This window comes from Stenotrophomonas sp. STEN031, from assembly GCF_056759975.1.
Map to the genome: position 1 here is coordinate 1 of NZ_JBRREA010000060.1, position 24,224 is coordinate 24,224.

Here is a 24,224-nt window from a genome sequence, read left to right on the forward strand (position 1 = left end):
GGCTTTGGCTTGCCATTGCTATGCTATTTCCAATGCGAAGGCAATGCGAAGCCAAACCCAAGCCAAAGCCAAAGCCAAAGCCAAAGCCAAGCCAAAGCCAAGCCAAAGCCAAAGCTCCCCTCATCCCAACCCTTCTCCCGCAGGCGGGAGAAGGGCTAAGGCGACAGCCGGAGCCGGAGCAAGAGCCAGAGCCAGAAGCCAGAGCCTCCCTCCCCAGCCCGTCCGGCCCGAAGGCGTAGCCTTCGGTCATTCATCAGGTCGCGCGGCAGTGCCGCGCAAGCAGACCTTCTTCACCCCCTGCGCCGCGCGCAAGGGAGGGGTGAATCACGCGCGTGCCGGCTTGCGTAGGCGCTTGCGCTCCCTGCTGCGTGTGCGCCAGTTGCGCCAATGCTGCTGTAGGCAGGAGAAAATCACATACAGCGCCGGCGTGCTGAGCAGGGTCAGGCTCTGCGAGATCAGCAGGCCGCCGATCATCGCGATGCCCAGCGGGCGGCGCAGTTCGGAGCCTTCACCCAGGCCAATCGCCAGCGGTAGTGCCGCAAGAATGGCGACCATCGTGGTCATCATGATCGGACGGAAACGCACGATGCTGGCTTCGCGCACTGCTTCGGCCGGCGACTTGCCGTGCACGCGCTGCGCGACCAGGGCGAAGTCGATCATCATGATCGCGTTCTTCTTGACGATGCCGATCAGCAACACCAGCGCGATCATCGAGATGATCGACAGGTCGGTATTGGTGATCCACAGGGCCAGCAGCGCACCCATGCCCGCCGCTGGCAGCGTGGACAGGATGGTCACCGGATGCACCAGGTTCTCGTAGAGCATGCCGAGCACGATGTAGACCGTGGCGATGGCGGCGATGATCAGCATCAGCATCGCCACCGGGTCCATCGCCTGGCGGAAGCCGCCGGGCGCAGCCTGGCGGATGTCGCCGGGCATGCGCAGGCCTTCGATCACCGATTTGACGATGGCATCGCCCTCGCCGCTGCTTACGCCCGGTGCAAGGTTGTAGCTCAGGTCCATCACCGTGTACTGGTTCTGGTGGGTGACCTGCGACGGTGCCAAACCGGCTTCCTGATGGGCCAGTGCGGTCAGCGGAATCATCTGCCCGCTCTTGGACGGCACGTACAGGTCTTCAATCGCAGCCGGACTGCCGGTCTGGCTGGGCAGTGCATTGACGACCACGCCATATTGGTTGAGGTCGGCATAGATGGTGGAGATCTGGCGTTGGCCGAAAGCGCCGTACAGCGCGCCGTCGATGGCGCCAATGGTCACGCCAAGGCGCGAGGCCTTCTCGCGGTCGATGACGATCTTCTGCATCAAGCCGCCCTTGTCCACGTCCGAGCCGACATCACGCAGCTGCGGATGCTGCTTCAACGCGGTGACCAGCTTGGGCAGCCATTCGGCAAGTTGCTCGGCGTCATTGCCCTGCAGGGTCACGCGGTTCTGTGCGCCCTGCGAACCGCCACCGCCGCCGTCGGAAGGAAGGTCCTGGATCGCACGCAGGCGCACATCCAGATCCGGGAACTGCGCGGCCTTGGCGCTGAGCCGGCTGACCACCACATTGGTGGGTTCCTTGCGGCCTTCTTTCTCGGTATGCAGCTCGATGTTGAACTGTGCGCTGCTGCCCTGGCGGCTGGAGCCCAGTCGCGAGCCAACCATCTTCACCGCCGGGTCAGCCAGGAAGGTATCGCTGAGCCGGCGCTGACGTTCGGCCATTTCCTGGAACGAGACGGTGGCGCTGGAGCTGGCGCGGCCCCAGATCAGGCCGGTGTCCTGCTCGGGGAACTGGCCCTTGCTGACCGAGCCGGCCAGGTAGAACGTGGCCACGATCAGCAGCAATGGCGTCAGTGACAGCAGCAGGGCGTGGCGCAGCGAGAAATCCAGTGCGACCGTGTAGACCTTGAGCATGCCTTCATGCACGCGGTCCAGCATGCGGTTGGTGCGGGTATCGCGTGCGCCTTCGGCATGCGGATGCAGGAAGCGTGCGCATAGCGCCGGGGTCAGGGTGAGCGAGACCACTGCCGAGACCAGGATGGCCGCAACCAGGGTCAGGGTGAACTCGCGGAAGAACGCACCGATCATGCCCTGGGCGAAGATGATCGGCAGGAACACCGCGATCAGCGAGGCGGTGATCGAGACGATGGTGAAGCCGATCTCGCGTGCGCCCGCCATCGCCGCTTCACGCCGCGGCATGCCCTCGTCGAGATGGCGCATGACGTTCTCGATCACCACGATGGCATCGTCGACGACGAAGCCGATGGCAATCACCAGCGCCAACAGGGTGAGGTTGTTGAGGGTGAAGTCCAGGGCGTACATCACCAGCGCGGCACCGGCCAACGACAGCGGGACGGTTACGGCAGCAATCAGCGTCGGCGCCAGCCGGCGCAGGAACAACGCCATGGTCAGGATCACCATCAGCAGGCTGATCATCAAGGTGATCTGCACTTCGGCCAGCGAGGCGCGGATGGTCGGGGTGCGGTCGAAGTACGGGGTCAGCGTGCTGCCGGCATCCAGATAGCCGGTGAGCGAGGGAATGGCTGCCTTTACCCGGTCGACGGTAGCGACCAGGTTGTCGCCGCTGCGCAGGTAGACATACATCAGCACCCCACGCTTGCCGTTGAACCACGCGGCTTGATATGCGTCCTGCTGGCCGTCGTAGACCGTGGCCACATCCTTCAAGCGCACCACCGCGCCATCGTGGGTGGAGATGGCGACGTTGGCGAAATCCGAAGCCTTGCGGATCTGGTCGTTGAGGATGATCGCCGTCTGACTGCTGCCGTCGCTGAGGAAGCCCAGCGGCGAGGCGACGTTGGCCGCACGCATCGCGTTGCGCAGATCATCCGGGCTCAGGCCCAGTGCGGTCATCGCACGCAGGTTGAGGTCGACGCGCACTGCTGGCGTGGAAGCACCGGCGATATCCACCTGCGAGACGCCGGGCAGCTGGCGCAGGCGCTGCGCCAGCAGTGAGTCGGCGGTGTTGTACAGCTCGGCTACCGACTGCGTGTCCGAGGTCAACGCCAGCGCGATCACTGGATCGTCGTTGGGATTGGCTTTCTGGTAGGTGGGCGTATTGATGCCGGCCGGCAGGTCAGCCATGGCCGCGTTGATCGCAGCCTGCACATCCTGTGCGGCCGAATCGATGTCGCGGCTGGTGTTGAACATCAGGAACACCATGCTGCGGCCATCGCTGCTGCTGGAGCGCATGGTGTCGATGCCCGGCACCTGGCCGAGGTGGCGTTCCAATGGCGCGGTGACCGTGGCCGCCATGGTGTTGGCATCGGCACCGGTATTGGAGGCCTGTACGAAGATCACCGGGATGGCGAGGTTGGGCAGGGCGGCAACGCCAAGCCGCAGGTAGCAGACCAGACCGGCGAAGAACAGGCCGATCGCCAGCAGGGTGATGCCGATCGGGCGCGAGATGAAAGGCGCGGAGATGTTCATCCGCGCTTACCGTGCCGTCTGCAGGCGTGCGGCGGCGCGTTGCTCGCGGCGCTTGGCTGCCCATTCGGACAGACGCTCGAAGTACAGGTAGATCACCGGCGTGGTGTACAGCGTGACCAGCTGCGACAGCAGCAGGCCGCCGACGATGGCCACACCGAGCGGACGCCGCAGCTCCGAACCGATACCGGTGCCCAGCGCCAGCGGCAGGGCGCCGAGCATGGCCGCGGCGGTGGTCATCATGATCGGGCGGAAACGCAGCAGGCAGGCGCGACGGATCGCGTCATAGGCATTGGCGCCGGAGCGCTGCGCGTCCAGCGCGAAGTCGATCATCATGATCGCGTTCTTCTTGACGATGCCGATCAGCAGCACGATGCCGACGATGCCGTCCACCGACAGGCTCATGCCGCACAGGTACAAGGCCAGCAGTGCACCGACGCCGGCCGGCGGCAGGGTCGAGATGATGGTCAGCGGATGGATCCAGCTTTCGTACAGCACACCGAGCACGATGTAGATCACCGCGATGGCGGCCAGCAGCAACAGGATCACGTCGGTCTGGCTGCTGGAGAACTCGGCGGCGGTGCCGACGAACTGCGCCTGCATCTGCGGTGGAAGTTCCAGCTCGGCCACTGCCTTGTTGATCGCATCCACGCCTTCGGACAAGGAATAACCCGGCGCCAGGTTGAACGAGATCGTCGCCGATGGCAGCTGCTGCTGGTGGCTGACGATCAGCGGCGCGGTGCCGGGCTTGGCGCTGGCAATCGCCGACAGCGGGATGCTGCCGCCTGCGCCGAGTGCGATGCCGGTATTGGCACTGCCGATGCCGGTGGCGGTGGACGAGTTGCTCGACGTCACCTGGCCCAGGGTAGTGGCATTGCTGCCGCTGAGCGTGCCGCTGCCATTGCTGCCGATCGCCAGCTGGTTCATCAGTGCGTCGCTGGTGCGGAACTCCGGTGCCACTTCCAGCACCACGCGGTACTGGTTGAGCTGGGTGAAGATGGTCGAGATCTGGCGCTGGCCGTAGGCGTCATACAGCGTGTCGTCGATGGTCTGCATCGGCACGCCGTAGCGGCTGGCCTTGTCGCGGTCCACTTCCACATGCAGCGCACGGCCGTGGTTGGCCAGGTTGTCGTCGACATCGGCCAGTTCCGGCAACCGGCGCAAGGCGTCGGTGACACGCTCGGTCTGCTTGGCCAGTTCGGTGCTGTCCATGTCCGACAGCGAGAACTGGTAGGCAGTGGCGGCCACGCGCGTATCCAGGGTCACGTCCTGCACCGGCTTCAGGTACAGCGCGACGCCGGGGATATGCGCGGCGGCGGCCTGCAGGCGCGGCAGGATCACATCCAGCCCATCACGATCACCACGGTCCTTGAGCACGATGCTCAGCTGGCCCTGGTTGAGGGTGGGGTTCATGCTGCCGGCGCCGATGTAGGCGGCGACACCGGTAACCGCTTCATCGTCCTGCAGCGCGGAGGCGACCGCCTGGGTGCGCTGCTGCATCTGCTCGAAGGCGACGTTCTGGTCGGCGATGACCACGCCGGTGATCATGCCGGTGTCCTGGTCGGGCAGCAGGCCTTTGGGGATCACCATGTACAGAAGCACGGTCAGCGCGACCGAGGCCAAGGCGATGCCCAGGGTCAGCGGCTGGTGGTGCAGCACCCAGTCCAAGCTGCGTTCGTAGACGCCAACCAGTCGCGACCAGGCGGTGACCTTGCCTTCCGCTGCGGCCCGCTCGTGGGCGTCGTCACCCTCGGGCAGTGCGTCCGGCTTCAGCAGGTAGGCGCACATCATCGGCGTCAGCGTCAGCGAGATCACCATCGAGATCGCCACCGCAATCGACAACACCCAGGCGAACTCATGGAACAGGCGACCGGTAACGCCCGGCATCAGGATCAGCGGCAGGAATACCGCGATCAAGGACACCGTCAACGACAGCACGGTGAAGCCGATTTCGCGGGAGCCGACTTCCGCCGCTTCCTGGCCGTCCTTGCCCTGTTCGATATAGCGCACGATGTTCTCGATCATCACGATCGCATCGTCGACCACGAAGCCGGTGGCCACGGTCAGCGCCATCAGCGACAGGTTGTCCAGCGACATGCCGGCGAAGGCCATCACCCCGAACGTGCCAAGCAGCGACAGCGGGACCGCCACCGAGGGGATCACCGTCGCCCACAGCCGGCGCAGGAACACGAAGATCACCGCCACCACCAAGCAGATGGTGAGGACCAGGGTGAACTGCACGTCGTGCACCGAGGCGCGGATGGTGACGGTGCGGTCGGAGAACACATCGAGCTTTACGTCGGCCGGCAGCATGCCCTGCAGGTTGGGCAGGATCTGGCGGATGTTCTCCACCGTCTTGACGATGTTGGCGCCGGGCTGGCGGCGCACTTCCAGCAGCACGGCCGGCTTGCCATCGGCCCAGGCGGCGAGCTGGTCGTTCTCCACCCCGTCGACCACTTTAGCGACGTCACGCAGACGCACCGGCGCACCGTTCTGGTAGCGGATGATGATGTCGTTGTAGTCGGCCGCGTCGCTGAGCTGGTCATTGGTGGACAGCGTATAGCTCTGCGTCTTGCCGTTGAGCGAGCCCTTGGGCGCGTTGACGTTGGCCTGGGTCAGCGCACTGCGCAGGTCTTCCAGGGTCATGCCCATGTTGGCCAGCTGCGCCGGGTTGACCTGGATGCGCACCGCCGGGCGCACATTGCCGGCGATGGAGACCAGGCCGACACCATCGGTCTGCGACAGGCGTTGGGCGAGGATCGAGTCGGCTAGGTCGTTGACCTCACGCAGCGGGCGCGTGTCCGAGGCCAGTTTCAGGGTCAGGATCGGCGCATCGGCCGGATTCACCCGGTTGTAGACCGGCTGGTAGGGCAGCGAGCTGGGCAGGGTGGCCTGGCGGATGGCCGCCTGCACGTCCTGCGCGGCGGTATCCAGATCGCGTTCCATCGAGAACTGCAGCACGATGCTGGACAGGCCTGCCGACGAATCGGAGGTCATCATGTCCAGCCCGGAAATTTGCCCCAGCTGCCGCTCCAGCGGCGTGGTCACCAGCGAGGCCATGGTCTGCGCGCTGGCACCCGGGTACTGGGTGGTCACCACCAGACTGGGCGCTTCGATCTCGGGCAGGGCCGCAACCGGCAGGCGTTGGTAACCGAGGATGCCCAGCAGCATCAGCCCGATCATCAACAGGGAGGTGGCGATCGGGCGCCGGATGAAGATAGTCGAAAAGCCCACGGTCGGTTCCTGGTGCGGGGGAGGGGAGGCGGGTGCCGGCCAGCGCCTCAGCGCGGCGGGCCACCCCGTCCACCACGGTTGCCCTTCTGGCTGGCCGCCTTGAGCTGTTCTTCAGTCGGTGCCGGCGGTGCCTGGCCCGGCGCCAGCGCATTGACCTTGCTGCCTTCCTTCAAGCGGAACTGGCCTTCGGTGACGACCTTGTCGCCCGCCTGCAGGCCGCTGCTGATCACCACGTGGCTGTCGTCGACCTGGCCGCCCTGCACGACATTACGCAGGGTGACGGTGTTGTCGGGCTTGATCAGGTAGACGAAATCGCTGGTGCTGCTGCGCTGCACTGCTTCGGCCGGTACCACGATCGCGCCCGGCAGCACATTGAGCTTCATCTGCACGTTGACGAACTGGCCTGGCCACAGCGCATCGTTGGCATTGGGGAACTGGGCGCGCAGACGGAAGGTGCCGCTGCTGCTGCTGATCTGGTTGTCCACCACCTGCAGCACGCCGTCGGCATTGACCACGCTGCCGCCTTCGCGGTCCAGGGTGGCGGTCTGCAACGGGCCTGCGGCCTGTGCGCTGCGCACTGCGTCGAGCTGCTGCTCGGGCAGGTTGAACAGCACATAGGCCGGCTGCAGCTGGGTCACGGTGACGATCTGGCTGCCGGCGCTGACCACATTGCCCGGGTCGACCGCGCGGATGCCGGCGATGCCGTTGATCGGCGAGGTGATGCGGGTGTAGTCCAGCTGCACCTTGGCCTGCGCGGCCGATGCCTGCGAGGCGGCAACGGCGGCCTGGTACTGGGCGACCTGGTTGCGCAGCGTGGTCAGGTCGGTCTGCGCCACGAACTGGCGGTATTCCGGCGAGTTGGAGCGTGCGTAGTTGGACTGCGCGGTGGCCAGCAGGGCTTCGTTCTGGCGCTTGCTGGCGACGGCCTGGTCATACTGGGCCTGGAAGGTGCGCGGGTCGATCTGTGCCAGCAGGTCACCCTTCTTGACCGCCTGGCCTTCGCGGAAGTTGACGCTGAGCAGCTGGCCGCCGACCTGCGGGCTGACCGTGACGGTGTTGAATGCGGTCACCGTGCCCTGTGCGGTCAGGTAGACCGGCACGTCCTTCTTCTCCGCGCTGACGGCGGTGACCGGCACGGGATCCTTGTCCTGCTGGTCCCTGCCTCCCTGGCTCATGCCAGACTGCGCAGCACCGGCCTTCTGCTTGCCGCCCCCCATCACCCGATAGCCGATACCGGCCACCAGCAGTACTGCAATGACCAGCAGTACGATCTTCCAGAAACGCGACATGCGAAAACTCCTGAGGAACCGATAGGGGGAGAACGATCAAGGCGCAGAGGATACCGCCGCGCCTGTGGTCTGGGAGGCATGACCGATGGGCCACGCATACAGACCCGTGCAGGTGATGAACGTTCCATCGCGGCATCGGTTGACCTGATGTTGTAGTGCCGAGCCATGCTCGGCTGGGGCCTTCCCAGCGTCGCATCAACCTGCAGGAATGCTGGGGGAGCGGCGTCAGCCGCGAAGCCGAAACATTGGGAGTCACCCATTGGTCTGTGATCTGGCGAACCATCAGCTTCGCGGCTGACGCCGCTCCTACAAGCCAATGGCTGCGGGGAACGCCCTTGCCGAGCATGGCTCGGCACTACCGTGGATTGCCTACAGCGTGCCGGTTCCCTGGCGGCGGCCGCTTGGCCCATGATGGGCTTACATTCACCCTGTCCCCGATTGGAAGGAGAGTTGCCGATGGCCCGCAAGACCGTGTTGCTGTCTGCCTTGCTTTGCGCACTGGCGCCGCTGGCGCAGGCCCAGGATGCCGCACAGCGTCCGGAGGTGGCGGCAGCCGCCAGTCGCCTGCAGCAGCAGGTGGTGGACTGGCGTCGCGACTTCCATGCCCATCCGGAACTCTCCAATCGCGAAGAACGTACCGCCGCCAAGGTCGCCGAGCGCCTGCGTGCGATGGGCCTGAACCCGAAGACCGGCGTGGCCGTGCACGGCGTGGTCGCCATCATCAAGGGCGGCCTGCCCGGCCCGAAGATCGCCCTGCGCGCGGACATGGACGCCTTGCCGGTCACCGAGCAGACCGGCCTGCCGTTTGCCTCCAAGGCCACCGCCGAATACCGCGGCGAGCAGGTTGGGGTGATGCATGCCTGTGGTCACGATGCACACACCGCAACCCTGCTGGGCGTGGCCGACGCTTTGGTCGCGATGCGCGACAAGCTGCCCGGGGAAGTGATGCTGATCTTCCAGCCCGCCGAGGAAGGCGCACCACCGCCGGAGCAGGGCGGTGCCGACCTGATGCTGAAGGAAGGCCTGTTCAAGGACTTCAAGCCGGAGGCGGTGTTTGGCCTGCACGTGTTCTCCAGTGTGCAGGCGGGCCAGATCGCCGTGCGCGGTGGTCCGCTGATGGCCGCCTCCGACCGCTTCGGCATCACCGTCAACGGTCGCCAGACGCATGGCTCGGCGCCGTGGAACGGGGTTGACCCGATTGTTGCGGCCTCAGACCTGATCGGTACCGCGCAGACCATCGTCAGCCGTCGCGCCAACCTGTCCAAGCAGCCGGCTGTGCTTACCTTCGGCGCGATCAAGGGCGGCATCCGCTACAACATCATTCCCGACTCGGTGGAGATGGTCGGCACCATCCGCACCTTTGACCCGGACATGCGCAAGCAGATCTTCGCCGATCTGCGCAATGTCGCCGAACACACCGCTGCCGCCCACGGTGCCACCGCCGTCACCGACATCTACGAGAAGGACGGCAATCCGGCCACCGTCAACGATCCTGCACTGACCGCGCGCATGCTGCCCAGTCTGCAGGCGGTGGTGGGCAAGGCCAATGTCTATGAGCCGCCACTGCAGATGGGCTCGGAGGACTTCTCGCTGTACGCGCAGCAGGTGCCGTCGATGTTCTTCTTCGTCGGCTCCACCGGTGCCGGCATCGATCCGGCCACCGCGCCGAGCAATCATTCACCAAAATTCCTGCTCGACGAAAAGGCGCTGGACGTGGGTTTGCGCGCGCTGTTGCAGGTGTCGCTGGATTACCTGCACGGTGACAAGGCGGGCTGAGTCCGGGTAGTGTCAGGGGCTTACCTACAAGGAAGAAGTAGCCCCATGAGTGCCAGCCTGGCCATGCTGCTGCAGTCGCAGCTCGACCCTCAGCTCACCGCCGACGCCCTGCTCGCGCAGATGCGCAACGATTGGCCCGACCTGGACCAGTCGCTGCTGCGGCTGGGCGAGGCCCCGTCTGCTGGCGATGAGGACACGAACGCCGATGGCGACGATGCGCCAATGCAATGCCTGGAGTACGCCGACTACCTGATTGCGTTGATGCCCATCCCGCTGCAGATCGGCGATGACATCGCGCAGATCTGCGCACACAGCCGGCTGTGGCCGGATGCGACGCCGGCGCCGGTGGAATACGCCGCGCACACCATCGTGACGGTGATGCGCTTCAGCGACGACGGCCAGGAACCCAATCTGGTCGCACAGGCAGCATTGCTCAGCCGTGTACTGGCCTCGGCCGTCGCCGTGTCCAACAGCATCCAGGCGGTCTACTTCGGTAGTGCCAATCATGTCGTGCTGCCGGGCCTGTTCCGCGAGCTGACCCAGGCCACCCTGCCCGAACCGCTGCCGATTGCCTGGGTGGCAATCAACGTGGGCGCGCGTCCGGATGGGGTGATGACCGGCCATACCCGTGGCATGGACATGCTGGGCCTGATGGACATCGAGATTCCCGAGACCGCTGACAGCGCCGAGGGCGTGTTCAGCCGGCTCACCGGCATCGTCGATTACCTGATCGAGAACGGCATGGTCATCAGTGATGGCGACACCCTTGGCGCGACCGAAGATGAACGCATCCGCGTGGTCTATGGTCCGTCAGCGCTGGACCCGGAGCGGGAGGTGATGCGGCTGGTCAGCGAGGAGATACCGCAGGCCAAGGCGGGCAAGTCCTGGTGGCAGCGGTTGCTGAACTGAAGCAGCAGGCTGCACCTGTCCTCATCGAAACGGCGCGCCGGTATATCCGGCGCTCAAGCTGGCGCAATTACAATGGCGCCGATGAACACTCCCCAAGATTCCAGCCTCGGCCGTGAGGTCGACTACCCCCGCCAGTACGACGCCAGTCTGCTGTTCCCGATCCCGCGCGCCGGCGCCCGTGCCGAGATCGGCCTGGGCAGCGAACTGCCGTTCGTCGGCGAGGACCGCTGGCATATCTATGAGCTGGGCTGGCTGGACGCGCGTGGCAAGCCCTGTGTGGAAACCGCCACCTTGTACGTGCCGGCGACCTCGCCGAACCTGATCGAATCCAAGTCGCTCAAGCTGTACCTGAACTCGCTCAACGGCGCGCGCTTCAATCGGGCCGAGGCGGTGCGTGAGCGCATTGTCACTGACCTGTCGACCTGTGCCGGTGCCGATGTACGGGTCGAATTCGGCCTGCCAGCGGTCGCGCGGGCGCCGGGCGAAAGCATCGATCATCTGGATGTCGCCATCGACAGCTATGGCCCACCGGATGCCAGCGTGCTGTCGGCCGATGCCGCTACCGTGGTGGATGAAACCCTGGTCTCGGCATTGCTCAAGTCCAATTGCCCGGTGACCGGTCAGCCAGACTGGGCCAGCGTCAGCATCCGTTACCACGGCCCGCGCATCGACCGCGAAGGGCTGCTGCGTTATCTGGTCAGCTACCGTGACCATGCCGAGTTCCATGAACAGTGCGTGGAGCGGATCTTCCTGGAGCTTGGCCAGCACTGCCAGCCCGGCATGCTGGAGGTCGAGGCACGCTATACCCGCCGTGGCGGCCTGGACATCAATCCGCGTCGGGCCAGCCCCGGCATGGCTGCCAGCCTCCCGATCCGGGATCTGCGTCAATAAACATTCAGCTGCGTACGCTGGTTTTTACGTTGGCACGATGAAACCTTAACAGGCGTCGTGCAATCGTTGCTTCCCGTCAGTCACGGAGGAGCCGCCTGGATGAGCAGTACTGATAAGAAAGCCGATTTTTCCGATGTCACCGGTACCGTCACCAGCACCGAACAGGTGGTGCAGAAAGCCGATTTCTCCGATGTGACGGCGACCGTGACCAGTACCGAAGAGATCGTCGGGGAGCAGCAGTACACGGTGCAGAGTGGCGACAGCCTCTCCAAGATCGCCAAGAAGCTGCTTGGCGACGGCAACGCATGGAAGAAGATCTTCGATGCCAATCGTGATGTCCTCGATGACCCGGACAAGATCCGCCCGGGGCAGACGCTGAAGATTCCGGCGCGCCAAGGCTGATCCCTGCGCCAATACGTACGCACCTTCAAACCAGATTCGGAGCAATTCATGAAGAAGACGTCGCTTAGCAGTGCCCTGATGATCGCCGTGGTCGGTGCCGTGGCACTGGTTGGTTGCAAGAAGAAGGAAGAAGCTGCGCCGGCTCCGCCGCCGCCCGCTGCGACCGCCCCGGCTCCGATGGTCGAGTCGGCACCCGCTGCGCCGGTTCTTGCGGTGACCGCGGTGACTGTCGGTAATGCGGCAGCAGCGGATATGTCGGTGGCACCGGTCGCGGTACTGGCAGCCAAGGACAAGATCATTGTTTCGGTCAAGACCAGCGGCACGGCCAGCAATGTGCCGGTGGCTGCCAAGTTGACCTACCAGGATGGCCAGGTGGCCGGTGAGCAGAGCGCCACGCTCAACGCCACCGACACCGGCACCACCAACATCGAATTCACCAAGGCAACGCCGTGGCCGGCTGGCAAGTACACCGCTGACGTCACCGTTGATGGCAAGGCGGCCGGCATGCCGCAGCAGTTCGAGGTGAAGTGAGTAAGGCGTTAGCCGACGCAACTCTCTCCCGTCGGTGATACGCATGGGCGCAGCCATCAGGCTGCGCCTTTTTTTATCCGCTTGAACAGCAAGTCGATTCACTGGAGCTTTTGAGTCACGCCTAACCAGATGCCTGACTCTGGCATCGGATTGTTCTTGTAGGAGCGGCGTCAGCCGCGAAGCAGGGACATCATCAGGTGCATGGCTTTGAGGCAACCTCAGCTTCGTGGCTGACGCCGCTCCTACACGCAACATACCCTGCCTCGCTCCAGTGAACGGCAATGTGCGCGCCCCTTTGTTTGCGCACTGTCTACCCCTGTCCATGTACAGCGCGGGTGGTTGCAGCTGAGACCACCATTGCGGCAAACAGCGCGAGCCAAGACGGCACAAGGCCTGCGCAAGCTCGCATGGCAGATGGCGAGCTGCTCCCTACCTTGGCGTATGGATTTGCTTTGCCCGCTCCGGTCGAAAACGCGACAATGCGAGGGTTTCCTCACCCGGCAGCCGGGCAGGGACTGCGCGCCGGCCCACTGGATGGCCATGCGCCCGCCCCATCGCCGCTGCCATTCCACGCACCGCATCCGTCAGCAAGAGAGTTTTTGCCCCCATGTCGAATACGCCGAAGATCATCTACACGCTCACCGACGAAGCTCCGTTCCTGGCCACGCAGTCGCTGCTGCCGATCGTCGATGCCTTTACCGCGACCGCCGGCATTGCCGTCGAAACCCGCGACATCTCGCTGTCCGGCCGCATCCTGTCGCAGTTCCCGGATTTCCTGAAGGACGACCAGAAGATCAGCGATGACCTGGCCGAACTGGGCGAGCTGGCGACCAAGCCGGAAGCCAACATCATCAAGCTGCCGAACGTGTCGGCCTCGGTGCCGCAGCTCAAGGCCGCGATCAAGGAATTGCAGGACCAGGGCTTCATCCTGCCGAACTACCCGGACGCACCCACCGACGACGTCTCGCGCGACATCAAGGCGCGCTACGACAAGATCAAGGGCAGCGCGGTGAACCCGGTGCTGCGCGAAGGCAATTCCGACCGTCGCGCACCGCTGTCGGTGAAGAACTACGCGCGCAAGCACCCGCACCGCATGGGCGCCTGGACCGCCGACTCCAAGTCGCACGTCGCGCACATGGACGGCGGTGACTTCTACGGCAGCGAGAAGTCGGCCACCATCGCCAACGCCGGCAGCCTGAAGATCGCGCTGGTGCAGAACGACGGCAACACCGTCGTGCTGAAGGAAAAGACCGCGGTCAAGGCCGGCGAGATCGTCGACGCCGCGGTGATGAACCGCAAGGCGCTGGCTGCCTTCGTCGATGCGCAGATTGCCGATGCCAAGGCGCAGGGCGTGCTGTTCTCGCTGCACCTGAAGGCGACCATGATGAAGGTCTCCGACCCGATCATGTTCGGCGTCGTGGTCGAGGAGTTCTACAAGGACGTGCTGGCCAAGCACGCCGATGCGCTCAAGCAGGTGGGCTTTGATGCCAACAACGGCATCGGCGACCTGTATGCGCGTCTGCCGCAGCTGCCGGAAGCCGAGCAGGAAGCGATCAAGGCCGATATCGCTGCCGAGTACGCCAAGCGCCCGGCCGTGGCCATGGTCAACTCGGACAAGGGCATCACCAACCTGCACGTACCGTCGGACGTGATCGTCGACGCCTCGATGCCGGCGATGATCCGTGACTCCGGCAAGATGTGGAATGCCGAAGGCAAGCTGCAGGACACCAAGGCCATCATTCCCGACCGCTGCTACGCCGGCGTGTACCAGGCGGTCATCGACGACTGCAAGGCACACGGCGCGTTCAACCCGGCCACCATGGGCTCGGTGCCGAACGTCGGCCTGATGGCGCAGAAGGCCGAAGAATACGGCTCGCACGACAAGACCTTCCAGATCGCTGCCGATGGCGTGGTCAAGGTCACCGACGAGGCTGGCAATGTCGTGTTCGAACACGCTGTCGAAGCCGGTGACATCTGGCGCATGTGCCAGACCAAGGACGCGCCGATCCAGGACTGGGTGAAGCTGGCCGTCAGCCGCGCCCGTCTGAGCAATACCCCGGCGCTGTTCTGGCTGGACAGCAAGCGCGCCCACGATGCGCAGGTGATCGCCAAGGTCGAGAAGTACCTCAAGGACCACGACACCAACGGCCTGGACATCCGCATCCTGTCGCCGGAAGAAGCGACCGCGGTGTCGCTGGAGCGCATCCGCAAGGGCGAGGACACCATCTCGGTGACCGGCAACGTGCTGCGTGACTACCTCACCGACCTGTTCCCGATCCTGGAGCTGGGCACCAGCGCCAAGATGCTGTCGATCGTGCCGCTGATGGCCGGTGGCGGCCTGTTCGAAACCGGTGCCGGTGGTTCGGCGCCGAAGCACGTGCAGCAGTTCGTGGAAGAGGATTACCTGCGCTGGGATTCGCTGGGTGAGTTCCTGGCCCTGGCCGCATCGCTGGAACACCTGGGCCAGCGTTACGACAACAAGGGCGCCAGCGTGCTGGCCAATGCGCTGGACGCGGCCAACGGCAAGTTCCTGGATAACGACAAGTCGCCCTCGCGCAAGCTCGGTGGCATCGACAACCGTGGCAGCCACTTCTACCTGGCCATGTACTGGGCACAGGCGCTGGCCGAGCAGAATGACGATGCCGCGCTGAAGGCCAAGTTCGCACCGCTGGCCGAGGCATTGACCAGCAACGAGCAGAAGATCGTCGACGAGCTGGCGGCGGTGCAGGGCAAGGCGGTGGACATCGGCGGCTACTACCGCCCGGACCTGGCCAAGGCCGGCCCGGCGATGCGCCCGAGCGCCACCCTCAATGCGGCCATTGCCAGCCTCAAGGCCTGATCCACGTAAGAGTGACGGCAGCATGTTGTAGCTGCTGTTACACATCGAAAGCCTGCATCCCGCGCGGATGCAGGCTTTCTTGTTTTCGGTGTGATGACGGCGTGTAGATACGACCAAGGTCGAGTAGTGGAAGCTGCACTGAAAAATCGAAGTGTGGGTCCAATCACCCTTTCACATGCAGCTTCTGGAATAGCCTGATTCGACACGCAGGGAATCGCATGACGCGGGCGCGTCGAAAGGGGAAGAGGGCATGACCAGGGTGCTGGTAGTGGGCTCGGACACCCGTGAGGAGCAGACGCTTCTCGGGCGATTGAGGGAGATTGCGGGTTTGCCGCCAGAGGGCCTGCAACGTTGTGTGGACCTGGACCAATGCGACCTGCTGCTGGTGCGCGATACCCCGGCATTGCGCAGTGCTGCCCAGCACATGGCCAGCAAGCGGCCGGCGATGCGGCTGTGGCTGCACGATGACGAGGGTGCGGTCCACGACGGCCGCAGCAACACGGCCCTGCATCTGGACCAGGCGCAGATCCAGCGTGCGCTGGCGCCACCACCTGCAGCAACCACCACCGATGGGTTGTACCTTGCCAGCGGTGCCAAGCAGGTGACCCGTCTGCTACGGCGGCGGCTGCAGGAGAAACAGGGCCGTGCGGTGCTGTCATTGCAGGGCCAACCACAGCTGCTGATTGATTTCGAACACGACCAGATGGTGCCGCTCTACGTGCATCCCGCACAGGGGCCGAGTCTGGCCCAGCAACTGGGTGATGTATTCGAGTTGCTGGCCTTGCAGGAGCTGTCGCTGGCGCGTTTCCAGGCGCTGGCGGAGAACCTGTCGCGGCAACCGCTGCGGCCGCTGCTCTGGCAGATGGCACAGCATGGTGACAATTGGACAGATTTCGATCGACGTCTGCAGCAGCACGCGCGGGTAAGCCTGCTGCGCTGGCCGGATTTCCGCGTGCTTGCGCATCAGCACGATGGCTTCCGGCTATGCTCGCTGCTGCTTAAAAAGCCCTGCACCCTGGCCGAATGCACCGCGTTGCTGGAGTTGGACAGCGACGCGGCCCGCGCCTTCATGCGCTCGGCGTACCTGTGCGGCTATGCCACCGTGCAGGTACCGGAGCCGGCCGCTGCGCCGCCGCCGGTGCCGGTCAAGGTCGGGGCCAGCGCCTTGCTGGCGCGGATGTGGCGCAGCGTTCGTCAACGCACAGGGACCCATGCATGATCGAACACAAGGTAGTGATTCTGGGCGCCATGGGGGCGGGCAAGTCGACCTTGGTGCGCGCTGTAGCCGGCGGCACGGTCATTGATACCGATGTACTCAACACCGATGCCAGCTCTTCCAAGCTGGCAACGACGGTGGCGATGGACTATGCCGATGTGAATCTTCCCAATGGGGACCGCCTGCGCCTGTATGGCACCCCGGGGCAGGAGCGTTTTTCCTTCATCTGGCCGGTCCTGCTGCAGGGCGCCCGTGGCGTGGTGATACTTGCAGATGCCTCCAGCCCCGACGTGGCGCAGGAGATGGAGCGCTACCTGCTGGCCTTGCGTGAGCACGCCGCGACAGTTCCGGCGGTGATTGGCGTCTCCAAGTTCGACCTGATGCCGGACGTGGATCTTGACGCCTGCCTGCTGCAGGCACAGAAGACCGCCGGCCGGCCGCTGCCACTGGTGCCATTCGATGCGCGTTCGGAGGATGCGGTGATGCTGCTGATGGATGTGCTGATGGGCGAAGTCGAGGCTGCTGCGTTGGTGGATGCTCATGGCTGAGGCAAAGGCGATAGCACTGCTGGAAGACTGGGAAGTTGCCGCGATAGACCAACGGTTGCAGGAGTTCACCGGTTCGGTGGATGGCGTGCGTGCCGCCGTGGTCGCCAGTGTCGATGGCTTTGTCCTGGCACAGGCGGCTACGGAGACTTCCAGTGGCGAGCGCCTGGCCGCCATGACCAGTGCGATGCTGGCGCTGGCATCGGCGGTGGGGCGGGAGCTCGCACTGGGGACAATGGACGTACTGCTGCTGGAGGCCAGCGAAGGCAAGGTGTTGATGCAGTCCATCCCACTGCCTCGCGGCTCCTTGCTGCTGATGGCTGCCTGCGGCCAGCGCAGCGTGATCGGCCACGTGCTGTGGAGCGCGCGCGAGTGTGGGCGCAAGATCCAGGCGGAGTTGTCCGGGGGGGAGTAAGGGGGAGGTGGTTGTGGCTGCATTGGAACCAAAGCCAAAGCTCCCCTCATCCCAACCCTTCTACCGTGGGCGGGAGAAGGGTTAAATCTAAATCTAAGTCCAAAGCCAAAGCACCCCTCCCCAACCCTCCCCTGCGCTACGCGCAAGGGAGGGGGCAGAGCTTGCGCTCGCGAGCAACGTGCAAATGGCAGTGATCCACCCCCTCCCTTGCGCATAGCGCAGGGGAGGGTTGGGGAGGGGTGCTTCTGGTGCGAAACCCGCAACCCACGAACAGCTCCGCCCCCGATCCTGTCCCGAACAGCGGCCAGTGGCGTATGGTCAGTGCAACTCCCCGGTGTTCTCCCGCATGCGATTGCCTCGTACCTGCATTGACCCAGCACCTCAGCAAGCTCAGGTCATGCCGTCATGACCGAGTCGGCTTCAGACAGCGCTTTGGCGGCCAGCATCGCCAGTTGCATCGCGCAGGGCTTCGAGGATTACCACCATGACTTCGCCCAGGTCAGCAGACGCGCCCGCGAGCGCTTCCAGCGTCGTGATTGGGCAGCCGCCAAAGCCGATGCAATAGAGCGCATCGAGCTGTACGACCTCAGCGTCGCCCAATGCCGTACCCAGTTGGATCAGCTGCTGGAAGGCAGTAGCGAGGCGCGGCTGCTGTGGCGGCACGTCAAGCAGGAATTTGCCGGGTTGATCGAAGGCCGCATCGACGGCGAGCTCTACAAGACCTTTTACAACACGCTCACCCGGCGCCTGTTCGCCACCCATGGCGTGGATGACAGCATCGAATTCATGGCGCTGGACATCGAGCCCTCCGATGCCATCACCCATCCGGTCGCGCGGCATGTCTACGCGGTATCCGAAGCGCGTCCGGCCGAGGCCTTCTCGCGCTTGTTGGCGGACTATGCATTTGACCTGCCTTACGCGCACCAGCTGCGTTGCGCGGCTGCCATCGCGGTGCGCCTGCAGGATGACCTCGCCCATTGGGGGCCGTATCCGGTGCGCGCGATTGAACTGCTGCAGACGGTGTTCTACCGCGAGCGCCGCGCCTACCTGGTCGGACGCGTGTTCGGTGAACATCGGTTCTCGCCCTGCGTGATTGCCCTGGTCAACGATGGCAGTGGAATTCGCGTGGAGGCGGTGTTGAGCCGACGCCGTGATGTGGCGCATCTGTTTGGCGTATCACGTAGCTACTTCCAGGCCGATCTGCCCACCGTGGCCGATGCGGTGGTGTTCCTGCGCAGCATCCTGCCGGGCAAGCCGGTGGATGAGATCTACACCGTGCTGGGTCGGGCCAAACAGGGCAAGACCGAGCGCTATCGCACCTTCTTCAGTCACTTCCAGCAGCACGACAACGAGCAGCTGGTGCATGCTGATGGCACGCCCGGCATGGTGATGACGGTATTCACCCTGCCCAGCTACCCGCTGGTGTTCAAGTTGATCCGTGATCGCTTCGCCTGGCCGAAAGCCATGAGCCGGCAAGATGTGGAAGACAAGTACGCGCTGGTGTTCAATCTTGATCGTATTGGCCGCTTGCTGGACGCGCAGCCGTATCGCTATCTGCGCTTCCCGCGGCAGCGCTTCGCACCGGCCTTGCTGCAGGAGCTGGTGGAAGGGTGCAGCCAGAGCGTGCGCATCGACGGTGACGAAGTGGAAATCGCGCTGTGCTACGTGCAGCGTCGCTTCCGGCCCCTGAATCTGTACCTGCGTGAGCAGGGCGCAGATGCGGCGCGCGCCGCTGCATTGGATTACGCACAGGCCATCCGCGACATGGCGTGCAACAACATCTTCCCCGGCGACATGTTGCTGAAGAACTTCGGCGTGTCGCGGCACGGTCGCGCGGTGTTCTACGACTATGACGAACTGTGCCTGGTCACCGAATGCAATTTCCGCCATTGGCCACAGCCACGCAGCGAGGAAGAAGCAATGGCCAGCGAGCCGTGGTTCCATGTCGCTGCCAATGATGTTTTTCCCGAGCGCTTCGGGTTGTTCATGGGTTTGCCGCGCGCCACCTTGGATGTGGTGCGGGAGAAATTTGCGGAGCTGTTCGATCCGCATTGGTGGCAGGATCTGCAGGCCGGTTTCAGGCAAGGCCTGTATCCGGATACACCGCCGTATCCGCGCGCATTGCGTTTGGCCTGATGGCGGCCAGACCCCACGGTAGTGCCGAGCCATGCCAGGCGAAGCGATGTGTAGGAGCGGCGTGAGCCGCGAAGCCAGTACGGCATCGGTCCGCAGGGAATAAGCCCTGCCTGGCAGCAGTCCTGGTATCGGCGACGGCGGGTGGGAGTGCCGGCCCACGCTGGGTAGAGACGCCGCCGCTGATGCGCCTGCCGAGCATCGCTCGGCACTACCGGAAAACCGTGAAACCGCCTCGCCGGCATCGTCGGTCAAAGGGACAGACAACAAAAACCCCGCTTGCGCGGGGCTTTTGTCTGCAGCCGATTCCAGCAGGAATCAGCGCTTCATCGAGCCGAAGAACTCGTCGTTGGACTTGGTGTTCTTCATCTTGTCCAGCAGGAATTCCATCGCGGCGATTTCGTCCATCGGGTGCAGCAGCTTGCGCAGGATCCAGATCTTCTGCAGCAGCTCCGGTTCGATCAACAGGTCTTCGCGGCGGGTGCCGGAACGGTTGATGTCGATGGCCGGGTACACGCGCTTCTCGGTGATGCGGCGGTTCAAATGCACTTCGCTGTTGCCGGTGCCCTTGAATTCTTCGTAGATCACTTCGTCCATCTTCGAGCCGGTTTCAACCAGCGCGGTGGCGATGATGGTCAGCGAGCCGCCTTCCTCGACGTTGCGTGCCGCACCGAAGAAACGCTTCGGGCGGTGCAGGGCGTTGGCGTCCACACCGCCGGTCAGGACCTTGCCGGAGCTGGGCACGACGTTGTTGTAGGCGCGGGCCAGGCGGGTGATCGAGTCGAGCAGGATCACCACGTCCTTCTTGTGCTCGACCAGGCGCTTGGCACGCTCGATCACCATTTCGGCAACCTGCACGTGGCGCGCGGCCGGTTCGTCGAAGGTCGAGGAGACCACTTCGCCGCGCACGGTGCGCTGCATTTCGGTCACTTCTTCCGGGCGCTCATCCACCAGCAGCACGATCATGTGCACTTCCGGATGGTTGGTGGTGATGGCCGTGGCGATCTGCTGCATCATCATCGTCTTGCCGGCTTTCGGCGGCGAGACGATCAGCGCGCGCTGGCCCTTGCCCTGCGGTGCCATCAGGTCGAGGATGCGGCCGGTGATGTCTTCCGAGGAACCGTTGCCGCGCTCAAGCGTGAAGCGCTTGCGCGGGAACAGCGGGGTCAGGTTTTCGAACAGCACCTTGTTCTTCGAGGCTTCGATCGGCTCACCGTTGATGGTGTCCACGATCGACAGCGCGAAGTAGCGCTCGCCGTCCTTCGGGAAGCGGATGCGGCCCGACAGATGGTCGCCGGTACGCAGGTTGAAGCGACGGATCTGGCTGGGCGAGATATAGGTATCGTCCGGACCGGCCAGGTAGCTGGCTTCGGCAGCGCGCAGGAAGCCGAAGCCGTCCGGCAGGATTTCCAGCACACCGTCGGCGGCAACGCCGTCGCCGTGGCGGGTCAGCACCTTGAGCAGGGCGAAGATCACGTCCTGCTTGCGGGCACGGGCGACGCCTTCGGAGATCTGCAGTTGCTCGGCGATCTCCAGCAGCTTCTGCGCCGGCATCTTCTTCAGGTCGCTGAGCGAATAGACCGGGAAACCTTCCGGCACGCTCGGCATCTGGCGTGGGACGAAATTGTCGTTGCCGCCTTCGTTGCCCATGCCGTTGTCGTCACGCTGACGGTTGCGGTCACGGTCGCGACGGTTGCGGAAACGGTCGCGGCGGTTGCCCTGACCCTGGCCCTGCTGATTCTGCTGGCCATAGCGCTGCTGGTTGTTGTTGCCTTCGCCGTTGTCCTGGCCACCCTGCGAGGTGTTGTTGTCGCCGGCGCTGGCTGCCGGGGCCTGGCCTTCATTGCTGGACGCTGCCGCGGCGGGCGCGGGCGGCGGAGCAACGGGGGCGGGCGCCGGGGCGGCGGCTACCGGTGCCGGAGCGGCCGGAGCGGCAGGCAACGGAAGAGCCGGCTGGGCGGGGGCGGAAGCACCGCTGTCGGCGCTTTCAACGGCTTTGGCAACACGCGGCTTGCGCACGCGCTTCTCGACAGGAGCGTCGGTGCTCCCGGTTTCGGAAGGAGTGTTCTCGGACAAGTGCTTGATTCCTCTCGCTTGGATGTGCGAGCGCCCTGCGGGGCTGCGAACTGGTTGGGATGGTCCGGACGAGAACCCGTCCAGAGGGTGCGGCACGCGAATGCTGCCGGATGTAGCGACACTAACACCGCCAAGCGCGGCGGTGCAAGCGCCTGCAAAACCCTGTTGGGCCGCGGTCAGGCTGGCCCGGTGGCCGGCGGCGCGGGGCCGCCGGACCGTGCTGGATCAGACCAGCGCCTTGTCGATCATCTGGCTCAGCTGGCCCTTGCCGACTGCACCGATCTGGGTGGCCTGGATCTGGCCATCCTTGAACAGCAGCAGCATCGGGATCGAGCGCACGTGGTACTTGATCGCGGTGGCGCGGTTCTCGTCCACATTGACCTTGGCGATCTTCAGCTTGCCGTCGTAGGCATCAGCCAGTTCGTCCAGGACCGGGGAAATCATCTTGCACGGGCCGCACCATTCAGCCCAGAAATCCACCAGGACCGGTTCGCTCGATTGCAGGACGGCGCTGTCGAAGTCGGCGTCGCCGACGTGTAAAACCTTATCGCTCACTTGGAGTCTCCTGGTGCAATGCGACTGCCCATGCCGGGTTGGCGGTCGCATTGCGGTAAACTGGGGCATTGCGCGGACAGTGGGCAGGGCCCAGGTGTCGCGCGACCCGGCGCAGGGGCCGCAGTGTGCGACGGTGCCCGAATCGATGCAAGCTGCCCGGCCACACTGACCGGCTGGCACTACAAAGACGAAATCAATGAGCGACAAACCGCTAACCGACGTGACATTTTCCTCCTTCGACCTGCAGCCGACCTTGCTGGCAGGCCTTGAAGGCGCGGGTTTCACCCGCTGCACCCCCATTCAGGCGCTGACCCTGCCGGTGGCTCTGCCGGGCGGCGACGTCGCCGGCCAGGCCCAGACCGGTACCGGCAAGACGCTGGCCTTCCTGGTCGCCGTCGCCAACCGCCTGCTGACCCGCCCGGCGTTGGCTGACCGCAAGCCGGAAGATCCGCGTGCGCTGATCCTGGCGCCGACCCGCGAGCTGGCCATCCAGATCCACAAGGATGCGATGAAGTTCGCTGCCGACACCGGCCTGCGCTTTGCGCTGGTCTACGGTGGCGTGGACTACGACAAGCAGCGCGAGCTGCTGCAGCAGGGCGTGGACGTGATCATCGCCACCCCCGGCCGCCTGATCGACTACGTCAAGCAGCACAAGGTGGTGTCGCTGCATGCCTGCGAAATCTGCGTGCTGGACGAAGCCGACCGCATGTTCGACCTGGGCTTCATCAAGGACATCCGTTTCCTGCTGCGGCGCATGCCCGAGCGCACCACGCGCCAGACTCTGCTGTTCAGTGCCACCCTCAGCCACCGTGTGCTGGAGCTGGCCTATGAGCACATGAACGAGCCGCAGAAGCTGGTGGTGGAGACCGAAAGCATCACCGCCGACCGCGTCCGCCAGCGCATCTACTTCCCGGCCGACGAAGAGAAGCTGCCGCTGCTGATCGGCCTGCTGTCGCGCAGCGAAGGCGCCCGCACCATGGTATTCGTCAACACCAAGGTGTTCGTCGAGCGCGTTGCACGCGCGCTGGAAAAGGCCGGTTACCGCGTTGGCGTGCTGTCCGGCGACGTGCCGCAGAAGAAGCGTGAGAGCCTGCTCAACCGCTTCCAGAAGGGCCAGCTGGAAATCCTGGTGGCCACCGATGTGGCCGCACGCGGCCTGCACATCGACGGCATCAAGTACGTCTACAACTACGACCTGCCGTTCGACGCCGAAGACTACGTGCACCGCATCGGCCGTACCGCGCGCCTGGGCGAAGAAGGTGACGCGATCAGCTTCGCCTGCGAACGCTATGCGATGAGCCTGCCGGACATCGAGGCCTACATCGAGCAGAAGATCCCGGTCGAGTCGGTTACCGCCGAACTGATGACCGCGCTGCCGCGTCCCGAGCGTGCACCGCTGCCGGAAGGCGAAGAAGGCGAGAGCGTGGGTGCCATCTTCCGCGAAGCCCGCGAGCAGAAGGCCGCTGATGAAGCCCGTCGTGGCGGTGGTCGCAGCGGTGGCAAGCCCGGTGAACGCCGTGGCGAACGCAGCGCCGACGGCAAGCCGCGTGGCCCGCGCAAGCCGCGCGTCGAAGGCGCCCCGGCCAAGGCCGATGGCACGCCCAAGCCGCCGCGTCCGGCCGCCGAAGGTGCACCGAATGCCGCCAACAGCCCGGCAGTGGAAGGCGAGCGCGCACCGCGCAAGCGTCGCCGCCGTCGCCACGGTCGCCCGGTTGAGGGTGCCGAAGGCGCCGCACCGGCAGTGGCCAACAACAACGGCCCGGTGCAGGTACAGGCCAAGCCGATGCGTGCCGGTAATGACAGCGACTCGTTCCTGACCCGCCTGGGCCGCAAGATCCGCCGGATGCTGTCCGGCAGCTGATGGCCGCGAGCCTGTAGTGGGGGGGCCCGGGCCGGCCGGGGGCGCCCCCGCCGGAGAACCCCCAGCCGGGCGCGCGGCCCGCGGCGGCCCGGGGGCCGGCCAAAACCCACG

16 protein-coding genes are annotated in these 24,224 nt (G+C 64.8%); 11 read left to right on the plus strand and 5 right to left on the minus strand.

Going from position 1 to position 24,224, the window contains the following annotated elements; genetic code table 11:
* Positions 1–324: 324 nt before the first annotated feature.
* Genes ACVOLQ_RS18925 through ACVOLQ_RS18935 form a run of 3 tightly spaced genes read right to left on the minus strand, consistent with a single transcriptional unit; the run spans position 325 to position 7,964 of the window.
* Positions 325–3,444 (minus strand): efflux RND transporter permease subunit, encoded by a 3,120-nt coding sequence (locus ACVOLQ_RS18925; protein ID WP_481528944.1) that lies wholly within the window; start codon positions 3,442–3,444, stop codon positions 325–327.
* Positions 3,445–3,450: 6 nt separating this feature from the next.
* Positions 3,451–6,675 (minus strand): efflux RND transporter permease subunit, encoded by a 3,225-nt coding sequence (locus ACVOLQ_RS18930; RefSeq protein ID WP_481528945.1) that lies wholly within the window; start codon positions 6,673–6,675, stop codon positions 3,451–3,453.
* 47 nt (positions 6,676–6,722) lie between these two features.
* The gene (locus tag ACVOLQ_RS18935) at positions 6,723–7,964 is read right to left on the minus strand and encodes an efflux RND transporter periplasmic adaptor subunit (protein ID WP_481528946.1); all 1,242 of its coding nucleotides are present in this window, start codon (positions 7,962–7,964) and stop codon (positions 6,723–6,725) included.
* Between the two features lie 456 nt (positions 7,965–8,420).
* Here ACVOLQ_RS18935 and ACVOLQ_RS18940 point away from each other — a divergent pair, with 456 nt between their 5' ends.
* From ACVOLQ_RS18940 to aceK, 10 genes are all read left to right on the plus strand, one after another.
* A complete protein-coding gene (locus ACVOLQ_RS18940; RefSeq protein WP_313174427.1) occupies positions 8,421–9,740 on the plus strand; it encodes an amidohydrolase in 1,320 nt (439 codons plus the stop codon).
* Between the two features lie 45 nt (positions 9,741–9,785).
* Positions 9,786–10,649, plus strand: a complete 864-nt coding sequence (locus tag ACVOLQ_RS18945) for a DUF4261 domain-containing protein (RefSeq protein WP_481528947.1) — start codon at positions 9,786–9,788, stop codon at positions 10,647–10,649.
* 81 nt (positions 10,650–10,730) lie between these two features.
* Positions 10,731–11,540 (plus strand): NADPH-dependent 7-cyano-7-deazaguanine reductase QueF, encoded by an 810-nt coding sequence (gene queF, locus ACVOLQ_RS18950; RefSeq protein ID WP_481528948.1) that lies wholly within the window; start codon positions 10,731–10,733, stop codon positions 11,538–11,540.
* 99 nt (positions 11,541–11,639) lie between these two features.
* A complete protein-coding gene (locus ACVOLQ_RS18955; protein ID WP_313174433.1) occupies positions 11,640–11,942 on the plus strand; it encodes a LysM peptidoglycan-binding domain-containing protein in 303 nt (100 codons plus the stop codon).
* 48 nt (positions 11,943–11,990) lie between these two features.
* Positions 11,991–12,473: a hypothetical protein gene (locus tag ACVOLQ_RS18960; RefSeq protein WP_313174434.1), complete on the plus strand. Its 483-nt coding sequence runs from the start codon at positions 11,991–11,993 to the stop codon at positions 12,471–12,473.
* A 607-nt stretch (positions 12,474–13,080) separates the two neighbouring features.
* A complete protein-coding gene (locus ACVOLQ_RS18965) occupies positions 13,081–15,312 on the plus strand; it encodes an NADP-dependent isocitrate dehydrogenase (RefSeq protein WP_481528949.1) in 2,232 nt (743 codons plus the stop codon).
* A gap of 250 nt (positions 15,313–15,562) precedes the next feature.
* Entirely contained in the window at positions 15,563–16,531 is a 969-nt protein-coding gene (locus ACVOLQ_RS18970; protein WP_481528950.1) for a hypothetical protein, read from the plus strand.
* Entirely contained in the window at positions 16,528–17,076 is a 549-nt protein-coding gene (locus ACVOLQ_RS18975; RefSeq protein ID WP_313174438.1) for a GTP-binding protein, read from the plus strand. Before ACVOLQ_RS18970 ends, ACVOLQ_RS18975 begins: the two co-directional genes overlap by 4 nt.
* The gene (locus tag ACVOLQ_RS18980; RefSeq protein ID WP_481528951.1) at positions 17,069–17,488 is read left to right on the plus strand and encodes a roadblock/LC7 domain-containing protein; all 420 of its coding nucleotides are present in this window, start codon (positions 17,069–17,071) and stop codon (positions 17,486–17,488) included. The genes ACVOLQ_RS18975 and ACVOLQ_RS18980 overlap by 8 nt, the downstream gene beginning before the upstream one ends.
* Positions 17,489–17,893: 405 nt before the next feature.
* Positions 17,894–19,624 (plus strand): bifunctional isocitrate dehydrogenase kinase/phosphatase, encoded by a 1,731-nt coding sequence (gene aceK / locus ACVOLQ_RS18985; protein ID WP_481528952.1) that lies wholly within the window; start codon positions 17,894–17,896, stop codon positions 19,622–19,624.
* A gap of 315 nt (positions 19,625–19,939) precedes the next feature.
* Here aceK and rho read toward each other — a convergent pair whose 3' ends face one another.
* Together rho and trxA are read right to left on the minus strand one after the other, a co-directional pair.
* Positions 19,940–21,697 (minus strand): transcription termination factor Rho, encoded by a 1,758-nt coding sequence (rho, locus tag ACVOLQ_RS18990; RefSeq protein ID WP_481528953.1) that lies wholly within the window; start codon positions 21,695–21,697, stop codon positions 19,940–19,942.
* 225 nt (positions 21,698–21,922) lie between these two features.
* Entirely contained in the window at positions 21,923–22,252 is a 330-nt protein-coding gene (gene trxA / locus ACVOLQ_RS18995; RefSeq protein WP_057628040.1) for a thioredoxin TrxA, read from the minus strand.
* A gap of 196 nt (positions 22,253–22,448) precedes the next feature.
* On the opposite strand from trxA, the gene rhlB reads away from it, so the two are divergent.
* Positions 22,449–24,113: an ATP-dependent RNA helicase RhlB gene (gene rhlB / locus ACVOLQ_RS19000; RefSeq protein WP_313174647.1), complete on the plus strand. Its 1,665-nt coding sequence runs from the start codon at positions 22,449–22,451 to the stop codon at positions 24,111–24,113.
* Positions 24,114–24,224 lie beyond the last annotated feature (111 nt).

Bases quoted from the DNA above. Each gene is read 5' to 3' on its own strand.
- ACVOLQ_RS18925 (WP_481528944.1), bottom strand. From the start codon at position 3,444: ATGAACATCTCCGCGCCTTTCATCTCGCGCCCGATCGGCATCACCCTG.
- ACVOLQ_RS18935 (WP_481528946.1), bottom strand. From the start codon at position 7,964: ATGTCGCGTTTCTGGAAGATCGTACTGCTGGTCATTGCAGTACTGCTG.
- ACVOLQ_RS18940 (WP_313174427.1), top strand. From the start codon at position 8,421: ATGGCCCGCAAGACCGTGTTGCTGTCTGCCTTGCTTTGCGCACTGGCG.
- ACVOLQ_RS18945 (WP_481528947.1), top strand. From the start codon at position 9,786: ATGAGTGCCAGCCTGGCCATGCTGCTGCAGTCGCAGCTCGACCCTCAG.
- queF (WP_481528948.1), top strand. From the start codon at position 10,731: ATGAACACTCCCCAAGATTCCAGCCTCGGCCGTGAGGTCGACTACCCC.
- ACVOLQ_RS18955 (WP_313174433.1), top strand. From the start codon at position 11,640: ATGAGCAGTACTGATAAGAAAGCCGATTTTTCCGATGTCACCGGTACC.
- ACVOLQ_RS18960 (WP_313174434.1), top strand. From the start codon at position 11,991: ATGAAGAAGACGTCGCTTAGCAGTGCCCTGATGATCGCCGTGGTCGGT.
- ACVOLQ_RS18965 (WP_481528949.1), top strand. From the start codon at position 13,081: ATGTCGAATACGCCGAAGATCATCTACACGCTCACCGACGAAGCTCCG.
- ACVOLQ_RS18970 (WP_481528950.1), top strand. From the start codon at position 15,563: ATGACCAGGGTGCTGGTAGTGGGCTCGGACACCCGTGAGGAGCAGACG.
- ACVOLQ_RS18975 (WP_313174438.1), top strand. From the start codon at position 16,528: ATGATCGAACACAAGGTAGTGATTCTGGGCGCCATGGGGGCGGGCAAG.
- ACVOLQ_RS18980 (WP_481528951.1), top strand. From the start codon at position 17,069: ATGGCTGAGGCAAAGGCGATAGCACTGCTGGAAGACTGGGAAGTTGCC.
- aceK (WP_481528952.1), top strand. From the start codon at position 17,894: ATGACCGAGTCGGCTTCAGACAGCGCTTTGGCGGCCAGCATCGCCAGT.
- rhlB (WP_313174647.1), top strand. From the start codon at position 22,449: ATGAGCGACAAACCGCTAACCGACGTGACATTTTCCTCCTTCGACCTG.